The sequence below is a fragment of the Streptomyces poriferorum genome (assembly GCF_019399235.1).
In the GTDB taxonomy this organism is placed as follows: Bacteria; Actinomycetota; Actinomycetes; order Streptomycetales; family Streptomycetaceae; genus Streptomyces; species Streptomyces poriferorum.
Genome location: NZ_JAELVH010000401.1, coordinates 1 through 4,547, shown reverse-complemented (window position 1 = coordinate 4,547; position 4,547 = coordinate 1). Strand labels below are relative to the sequence as shown.

At 68.7% G+C, this 4,547-nt stretch carries 6 protein-coding genes; all 6 read right to left on the bottom strand.

Annotation, left to right across the window (positions count from 1 at the left end):
- Positions 1–50 precede the first annotated feature (50 nt).
- Positions 51–1,001 (bottom strand): PLP-dependent cysteine synthase family protein, encoded by a 951-nt coding sequence (locus tag JGS39_RS36930; RefSeq protein WP_219574137.1) that lies wholly within the window; start codon positions 999–1,001, stop codon positions 51–53.
- Positions 1,001–1,279, bottom strand: coding sequence for a MoaD family protein (locus tag JGS39_RS36925; protein WP_148018887.1), 279 nt, complete (start codon positions 1,277–1,279; stop codon positions 1,001–1,003). Before JGS39_RS36925 ends, JGS39_RS36930 begins: the two co-directional genes overlap by 1 nt.
- 125 nt (positions 1,280–1,404) lie before the next feature.
- Positions 1,405–1,530: a putative leader peptide gene (locus JGS39_RS41765; RefSeq protein ID WP_308120931.1), complete on the bottom strand. Its 126-nt coding sequence runs from the start codon at positions 1,528–1,530 to the stop codon at positions 1,405–1,407.
- Between the two features lie 134 nt (positions 1,531–1,664).
- The gene (locus tag JGS39_RS36920) at positions 1,665–2,096 is read right to left on the bottom strand and encodes a M67 family metallopeptidase (RefSeq protein WP_219574136.1); all 432 of its coding nucleotides are present in this window, start codon (positions 2,094–2,096) and stop codon (positions 1,665–1,667) included.
- 91 nt (positions 2,097–2,187) lie between these two features.
- A complete protein-coding gene (locus JGS39_RS36915; RefSeq protein WP_219574135.1) occupies positions 2,188–3,624 on the bottom strand; it encodes an amino acid permease in 1,437 nt (478 codons plus the stop codon).
- A 310-nt stretch (positions 3,625–3,934) separates the two neighbouring features.
- Positions 3,935–4,519, bottom strand: a complete 585-nt coding sequence (locus JGS39_RS36910; protein ID WP_219574138.1) for a DUF2017 domain-containing protein — start codon at positions 4,517–4,519, stop codon at positions 3,935–3,937.
- Positions 4,520–4,547: the final 28 nt, after the last annotated feature.

Below are 4,547 nucleotides of genomic sequence, written 5' to 3'. Positions count from 1 at the left end.
CGCTGTACGCACCCCCCCGGCGTCCGGGGGGGTGCGTACAGCGCGGGCGCCTACGCCCAGAGCTGGCCCTGCAGCGTTTCGATGGCCGCTTGTGTCGTGGGCGCGGTGTAGACGCCCGTCGACAGGTACTTCCAGCCGCCGTCCGCGACGACGAAGACGATGTCGGCGCTCTCCCCCGCCTTGACCGCCTTGTTGCCGACGCCGATCGCGGCGTGCAGCGCGGCGCCGGTGGAGACGCCCGCGAAGATGCCCTCCTGCTGGAGGAGTTCGCGGGTGCGGGTGACGGCGTCTGCGGAGCCGACGGAGAAGCGGGTGGTGAGGACCGAGGCGTCGTAGAGCTCGGGGACGAAGCCCTCGTCGAGGTTGCGCAGGCCGTAGACGAGGTCGTCGTAGCGCGGTTCGGCGGCGACGATCCTGATGCCCTCGACGTGTTCGCGCAGGTAGCGGCCGACGCCCATGAGGGTGCCGGTGGTGCCGAGGCCGGCCACGAAGTGGGTGATGGAGGGGAGGTCCGTGAGGATCTCGGGGCCGGTGGTGGCGTAGTGGGCGCCGGCGTTGTCGGGGTTGCCGTACTGGTAGAGCATCACCCAGTCCGGGTGCTCCGCCGACAGTTCCTTGGCGACGCGGACGGCGGTGTTGGAGCCGCCCGCCGCCGGGGAGGAGATGATCTCGGCGCCCCACATGGCGAGGAGGTCGCGCCGCTCCTGGGAGGTGTTCTCCGGCATCACGCAGACGATGCGGTAGCCCTTGAGCTTGGCGGCCATGGCGAGCGAGATGCCGGTGTTTCCGCTGGTGGGCTCCAGGATGGTGCAGCCGGGGGTGAGCCGGCCGTCCTTCTCCGCCTGCTCGACCATGTGGAGCGCGGGGCGGTCCTTGATCGAGCCGGTGGGGTTGCGGTCCTCCAGCTTGGCCCAGATGCGGACGTCGTCCGACGGTGACAGCCGCGGCAGGCGGACGAGCGGGGTGTTGCCCACTGCGGCGAGCGGGCTGTCATAGCGCATCAGTTCATGCCGCCGGCGACGGCCGGGAGGATGGTGATGTTGTCGCCGTCGCTGAGCTTGGTGGAGATGCCGTCGAGGAAGCGGACGTCCTCGTCGTTGAGGTAGACGTTCACGAAGCGGCGGAGCTGCTCGCCGTCGACGATGCGCTCCCGGATGCCGGTGTGGCGGGTCTCCAGGTCCGTGAGGAGGTCGGCGAGGGTGTCCCCGTTGCCTTCGACGGCCTTGGCACCGTCGGTGTAGGTGCGGAGGATGGTCGGGATGCGGACCTCGATGGCCATGGCGTGGGCTCCTGTCGAAGCTGAGTGGTGGCGGTGGGCGTGGGGCGCGCGGCTCTGCCCCCGCGCAGGGGTCGGTGCGTGAAGAGTGGCGTCCGGTGGGGCGGCGCGCCGGGCCTGGGCCCGGCTCAGGCCTCGCGGCGGGCGGTCCGGTGGTTCGTACAGATCGCGCTGGCGAGTCGGCACAGGTCGACGTGCAGGCGCGCCACGAGCAGCGTGCCCGGCGTCTTGTCGCTCACGTCATGGGGAACCATGCGCTCATCGTATCGATTCCCGGTCCGGGATCCGGAATGTGATCTCACATGGCGGATGGTTGGCGTTCGGCAGGTGGACAGGGCCGGGTGGGCGGCCCTGTCCGGGTGCCGCGGGGCGGGTGCCGGAGTCGTGGTCAGGAGGCGGCGTACGCCTCGACGACCTCGACGTCCTCCTCGGCGATCTCGCCGTCCACGATGCGGTACGAGCGGAACTGGAAGGGCCCGGCCTCGTCGGCGTCGGCGGTGGAGACGAGGACGTAGTGGGCGCCGGGCTCGTTGGCGTACGTGACGTCGGTGCGGGAGGGGTAGGCCTCGGTCGCGGTGTGCGAGTGGTAGACGATCACGGGTTCCTCGTCGCGGTCGTCCATGTCGCGGTAGAGCTTGAGGAGGTCGGCCGAGTCGAATTCGTAGAAGGTGGGCGAGCGGGCCGCGTTGAGCATGGGGATGAAGCGTTCGGGGCGGCCGGTTCCGGCGGGCCCGGCGACCACGCCGCACGCCTCGTCGGGGTGGTCGGCGCGGGAGTGCGCGACGATCTGGTCGTACAGCGCCTGGGTGATGGTCAGCATGGCGCCCAGGATAGGACGACGGGCCCCCATGTACCGAGGAGTGGTACGTGGGGGCCCGCATCGTGGACTCGGCCTCTGCGAGGCCTGGGGTTCAGCGGCCGGCGAAGGCCTTGTTCCCGGGGTTGCGTGCCTTGAGGACCAGGTAGGAGACGCCCAGGATCAGGGCCCACAGCGGGGCGCAGTAGAGCGAGATCCTGGCGTCCTTGTCGATGCCCATCATGACGATGACGACGGCGATGAAGGCGAGGGCGAAGACGCTGGTGTACGGGGCTCCGGGGGCCCGGAACGTGGACTGCGGGAGGACGCCCCGGTCGGCGAGGCGGCGGTAGCGGATCTGGCTGATGAGGATCATGATCCAGGCCCACATGCCGGAGATGGTGGCGAAGGAGACGACGTAGGTGAAGGCGTCACCGGGCCACTGGTAGTTGATCCAGACGCCGACGAGCATGAGGGCGGCGGAGAACGTGGTGCCGACCAGCGGGGTGCCGGTCCTGGTCAGCTTGGTGAAGAACTTCGGGCCCTGCCCGTTGAGCGCGAGGTCGCGCAGCATGCGGCCGGTGGAGTACATGCCGGAGTTGCAGGAGGAGAGCGCGGCGGTCAGGACGACGAAGTTGACGATGCCCGCGCCCACGCCGAGGCCCATCTTCTCGAAGGCTTCGACGAACGGGGAGACGTCCGGTGAGAACTCGGTCCAGGGGACGACCGAGAGGATCATGATGAGGGCGCCGACGTAGAAGACGGCGATGCGCCACGGCACGGTGTTGATGGCCTTGGGCAGGACGGTCTTGGGGTCCTTGGACTCGCCCGCGGTGACGCCGACGAGTTCGACGGCGAGGAAGGCGAACATCACGATCTGCAGCGTCATCAGGGTGCCCTTGATGCCGTGCGGGAAGAATCCGCCGTCGGACCAGAGGTGGGTGACGGATGCGGTGTCGCCGGCGTCGGAGAAGCCGAGGGTGAGGATTCCGGCGCAGATGAGGATCATGCCGACGATGGCGGTGACCTTGACCATCGAGAACCAGAATTCGAGTTCGCCGAACAGCTTCACGGAGATCAGGTTCACGCCGTACAGGATGATCGTGAAGATCAGTGCGGACACCCATTGAGGAATTGCGAACCAGAACGTCATGTACTGGGCTGCCGCGGTGACTTCGGTGATTCCGGTGACGACCCAGAACAGCCAGTAGGTCCAGCCGGTGACGAATCCCGCGAAGGGGCCGATGAATTCGCGAGCGTACTCCGAGAAGGAGCCCGAGACCGGGCGGTACATGAGGAGTTCGCCCAGGGCCCGCATGATGAAGAAGATCACCAGGCCTGCGATGGCGTACGCCAGGATGAGACTGGGTCCGGCCTTGGCGATGGCTTTGCCCGCGCCGAGGAAGAGGCCGGTGCCGATGGCCCCGCCGATCGCGATCATCTGGATCTGGCGGGCGCCGAGTGCCCGCTGATAGCCCTCGGCGGACGTGGCGGCATCCGCGGCTGCGGGGTGCGGGCCCTGTCCCTTGTCGTCGACCTGCGCCGATGTCATGTGCTGCGCCTTTCTCCACGCTGATCCGAGCCTTGCGGCTGCGGATCAGGTCCTGATCCCCCCGGATATGGATGGAGTGCTGCCGGTGGTTGCCGGACTCGTCGCGCCTACCCGGGAACAGGGGTGGCGTCCCCGAGTGGTCGTGAAGATTTATCACGGGCGCATCGGAGATCCACCGGACATTATGTGGCGCACACCACAGGAAAAAGCGGACAACGGTGTCCAGGCGCTGCAAAGAAGACCGATCAGGTGACGCGATCGTTATTCGGATTTGAGCGTCCGTTGAGCGAACACCCGATGGTTCGGCCTCCTACGGCATCAGCGTTTCGACAAGCGTTTCCTGGAGCGCGCCCAGCCAGAGATAGGCCATGACCATGGGCTTGCGCGGATCGCTGTCCGGGAGCCGGTAGAGGGAGCCGTCCTCGCCGCCGTCCTCGTCGGAGACCTCCAGGCGGGTGCCGATGGTGAGGCGGAGGTCGTTGAGTGAGCCCAGCCAGCTGCGGCACTCGTCGGCGGTGAGCGTGAGTACGGCTGCGCCGCCCTCGGCGGGCGTGAGCGCGTCGAGGGTGCGGACGACGACGAGGGCGTCGTCGCGCTTGCGGGTGCGCAGGTCGTTCTCGGTGAAGCGGCGGAACTCGGCGGACGCGGCGCGCAGTTCGGTGTCGTCGTCCCCGTAGGCCTCGGGGAAGAGGCGGGCCAGGGCCGGGTCGGAGGGCGGTTCGCTGGGGCCCTCGGCGAAGAGGGCGGCGAGCGGGTCCTCGCCCTCGGCGGGTTCGTCGCCGGGTCCGATGAGTTCGAGCAGCTGGACGGCGAGGGAGCGCAGGATCGCGATCTCCACCTCGTCGAGCGCGACGGCCGCGCCGCCGCCGGGGGTGGCCTCGAAGTGGCCGGCCATGGGTTGACTCCGATGGTGGTCGGGCGGG

What these genes read in the sequence shown, in the direction of transcription:
- JGS39_RS36930 (WP_219574137.1), bottom strand. Translation starts at nt 1,001, where the DNA reads ATGCGCTATGACAGCCCGCTCGCCGCAGTGGGCAACACCCCGCTCGTC.
- JGS39_RS36925 (WP_148018887.1), bottom strand. Translation starts at nt 1,279, where the DNA reads ATGGCCATCGAGGTCCGCATCCCGACCATCCTCCGCACCTACACCGAC.
- JGS39_RS41765 (WP_308120931.1), bottom strand. Translation starts at nt 1,530, where the DNA reads ATGGTTCCCCATGACGTGAGCGACAAGACGCCGGGCACGCTGCTCGTG.
- JGS39_RS36920 (WP_219574136.1), bottom strand. Translation starts at nt 2,096, where the DNA reads ATGCTGACCATCACCCAGGCGCTGTACGACCAGATCGTCGCGCACTCC.
- JGS39_RS36915 (WP_219574135.1), bottom strand. Translation starts at nt 3,624, where the DNA reads ATGACATCGGCGCAGGTCGACGACAAGGGACAGGGCCCGCACCCCGCA.
- JGS39_RS36910 (WP_219574138.1), bottom strand. Translation starts at nt 4,519, where the DNA reads ATGGCCGGCCACTTCGAGGCCACCCCCGGCGGCGGCGCGGCCGTCGCG.